Source organism: Oleiphilus sp. HI0128 (genome assembly GCF_001635365.1).
In genome coordinates, this window is sequence record NZ_LWGG01000063.1 from 1 (window position 1) to 876 (window position 876).

Annotated in this window: 1 protein-coding gene; it reads left to right on the forward strand. The window is 44.4% G+C overall.

Annotated features, from left to right (window positions below; genetic code table 11):
• Positions 1–207: 207 nt before the first annotated feature.
• Positions 208–876, forward strand: a 669-nt coding sequence (locus tag A3763_RS00865) for a phosphomethylpyrimidine synthase ThiC (RefSeq protein WP_197482660.1), incomplete at its 3' end; no start/stop codon positions are given.

Sequence of the window (876 nt, forward strand, 5' to 3'; positions counted from 1 at the left end):
CTTGATGATTTGCGAATGCTGAGACCACATAAATTCTTGGGATATATCCAATTATTTGTTGTTCTACATTTTGTAGGCAGATAGGGACCCGTTGAACCTGATTGGTTAGAACCAGCGTAGGGAACAAGAATTCATCAAGACTAGACCGATGATTCTAATTGCTTCCTTACTTACCACACTCGTAATACCGGATATGCGGAGCAATAGATGAAAAACGATTCGTTAAAGAAACTGGGTGATACAGCTTACGTAGATGAGTTATCTACCCAGCCTTTTCCAGCCTCAAAAAAAGTATATGTAGAAGGCAGTCGTAAAGATATTCGCGTAGCGATGCGTGAAATTTCACTTACCCCAACTCAGTTGCAGAATGGCGAGCTTGAGGATAACCCTCCAGTTAGAGTTTATGACACCTCCGGCCCCTATACAGACCCCGAGATAGAAGTTGACGTCACAAAAGGGCTAATGCCCTTACGCGATGAGTGGGTTGCTGAACGAAATGATACTGAAGAGTTACCTGGTTTTAGTTCTGAGTACGCAAATGTACGTGATCAAAACCTAGCCTTGGATGGCTTGCGTTTTGAGCATAAGCGTAAACCTCTAAAAGCAAAAGCCGGAAAGAATGTCACGCAACTGTATTACGCTCGTCAGGGTATCATTACGCCGGAAATGGAATATATCGCTATTCGAGAAAATCTGGCTTTAAGCGAGGCGCAGATGGATGAAGCGCTAGCTAACCAGCATCCAGGCGAGTCTTTCGGCGCTTCTATTCCTAAAATGATTACCCCGGAATTTGTCAGAGACGAAGTCGCTCGTGGTCGTGCTGTCATTCCTTGTAATATCAACCATCCGGAAACCGAACCGATGATTATTGGTCGG